Annotated in this window: 3 protein-coding genes; all 3 read right to left on the bottom strand. The window is 71.7% G+C overall.

What is annotated here, in order from left to right:
• Window positions 1-47: 47 nt before the first annotated feature.
• Genes G3I40_RS18860 through G3I40_RS18870 form a run of 3 tightly spaced genes read right to left on the bottom strand, consistent with a single transcriptional unit; the run spans window position 48 to window position 1,775 of the window.
• The gene (locus G3I40_RS18860; RefSeq protein WP_164303305.1) at window positions 48-830 is read right to left on the bottom strand and encodes an antibiotic biosynthesis monooxygenase; all 783 of its coding nucleotides are present in this window, start codon (window positions 828-830) and stop codon (window positions 48-50) included.
• Between the two features lie 25 nt (window positions 831-855).
• On the bottom strand, window positions 856-1,035 hold the full coding sequence (locus G3I40_RS18865; RefSeq protein ID WP_164303306.1) for a hypothetical protein: 180 nt from the start codon (window positions 1,033-1,035) through the stop codon (window positions 856-858).
• A 53-nt stretch (window positions 1,036-1,088) separates the two neighbouring features.
• Window positions 1,089-1,775 carry an ABC transporter ATP-binding protein gene (locus G3I40_RS18870; RefSeq protein ID WP_164303307.1) on the bottom strand — a complete coding sequence of 229 codons (687 nt, stop codon included), beginning with the start codon at window positions 1,773-1,775 and terminating at the stop codon, window positions 1,089-1,091.
• Window positions 1,776-1,945: the final 170 nt, after the last annotated feature.

Raw genomic sequence — 1,945 nt, forward strand, 5'->3', positions numbered from 1 at the left:
CGGGCGCGCACCGCCCCCAGGATCACGGCCCGGCCCCGGAACGCTCCCTAGCGTGCAGGCCGCGGCCGGAACGGCGGCGCCGAGCCCCAGTTCCAGCGCGGCACCGGCTGCTCGGCGGGGCGCGAGGCGTCCGGGCCCGAGAAGGAGACCGCCAGCCGCGTGCCCCACTCGATGTAGGCGCTGAACGCGGAGCGGAACTCCGCGTCCGTGGGCAGGCCCGCCTCGTCCGCCGCGTCCTGGATCAGGTTCACCCAGCGCCGCCGCTGCGGCTCCGTGATGGCCTTGCCGACGTGCATGGCCACCATGTGGCTGTGTCCGCCGTGCCGTTCGGTGTACGCGGACGGGCCGCCGAAGACCTCGCCGAGCCAGAGCGCCACACGGGCGGCGTGCTCGGCGGGCAGCTCCGCGAAGAGCGGGCCGAGGAGGTCGTCCTTGACCACCTTGTCGTAGAAGACGGAGGTGAGACGGTCGAACGCCTCGCCGGCGCCCGCCCATTCGTAGAGCGTGGGCTCGGCCGATCCGGGACCGCGCACCGTCGTCGGCTTGTAGTGGCGCATCTCGTCGATGCCGCCGACGTAGGGGCGGATCTCGGCGACGAAGCCGGCGAAGAGCTCCGACTCTCGGAACCCCTCCAGGTGGTCCTCCGTCGACGTCCACACGATGCGCAGGATGAAGTTCTCGAAGTCCTCCTCGCAGCGGTCGAGTTCGTACCCGACGCAGTGCGGGGACGCGGCCAGGTGCCTGGACGCGCGGGTGTACGCCGCCAGGAATTCCGCCGAGCGGGCCTCCGGGATGCGGTAGCGGATGTACTCGACGGTCTGAGTCGTCATGGCCGACAGACAAACACGGTCCGGCTCAGCCGTCGACCGTCACCGGACGGTCCGCGCGCAGTTCCGCGAAGAGGAGGTCCGCCTTCCGCTTGTCCCACACCACGGCGCTGCCCTTGGCCGTGGCCGAGACCTCGTGGCCGCCACCGGTGGCCGACGGCCGGCAGCTCCGCGACGCCGGTCGTCGGCTGCGACCAAGGAGGCACACGTGACCCCCTGCACGAAGAGGGCACAGGGGGTGCACAGGTTGCGTCGGGCGGGTCAGCTCGCGCCGCTGTTCTCCTTGACGGAGATCCGGCCCTTGCGGAGCGTGGCGAGGCGCGGCGCCTTCCGGGCGATCGCCGAGTCGTGCGTGACCATGATGAAGGTGAGCCCGTGTTCCTTCCACTGGGCTTCCAGAACGTCCATGATCTCGTCCCGCATCGACTCGTCGAGGTTGCCGGTCGGCTCGTCGGCGAGGAGCACCTTCGGGTTCTTCACCAACGCCCGTGCGATGGCGACGCGTTGCTGCTGGCCGCCGGACAGCTCCGAGGGCAGATGGGCGAGGCGCTCCCCCAGCCCCACGGACTTCAGCGCCTCGGCGGCCCGCTCGCGCCGGTCGGCGCCCTTGAGGCCGAGCGGGACGAGGGCCGTCTCGACGTTCTCCTGCGCGGTCAGCGTCGGGATGAGGTTGAAGGACTGGAACACGAACCCGATGGACTCTGCGCGGACCCGGGTGAGCCGGGCCTCGGGCAGCTTCGCCAGATCGGTGCCGTCGAGTTCGACGCTGCCCGCGGTGGGCCGGTCCAGGCCGCCGAGCATCTGCAGCAGCGTCGACTTGCCGCCGCCCGTCGGCCCCTGGATGACGAGCCGGTCGCCGTCGCCGATGGTCAGATCGACGCCCGCGAGCGCGTCGACGGTGTCCTTGGCGCGCCGGTACTGCTTGGTGACGCCTCTGAGCTGATACATGGTGCAACTCCTGCGATACAAAAGAAGGTTGGGTGCCCGAGCGGCCGCGTGCAGGGCTGCCTGCGCTACTCGACGCGGCGCAGCGCGTCGGCCGGGCGCAGCCGCGAGGCGCGCCAGCCGCCGAAGGCTCCGGCGATCAGACCGCCCGCGACGGCGAGGCCGACCGCGAG

Source organism: Streptomyces sp. SID14478 (genome assembly GCF_010548525.1).
GTDB lineage: Bacteria > Actinomycetota > Actinomycetes > Streptomycetales > Streptomycetaceae > Streptomyces.

Bases quoted from the DNA above. Each gene is read 5' to 3' on its own strand.
- G3I40_RS18860 (WP_164303305.1), bottom strand. From the start codon at position 830: ATGACGACTCAGACCGTCGAGTACATCCGCTACCGCATCCCGGAGGCC.
- G3I40_RS18870 (WP_164303307.1), bottom strand. From the start codon at position 1,775: ATGTATCAGCTCAGAGGCGTCACCAAGCAGTACCGGCGCGCCAAGGAC.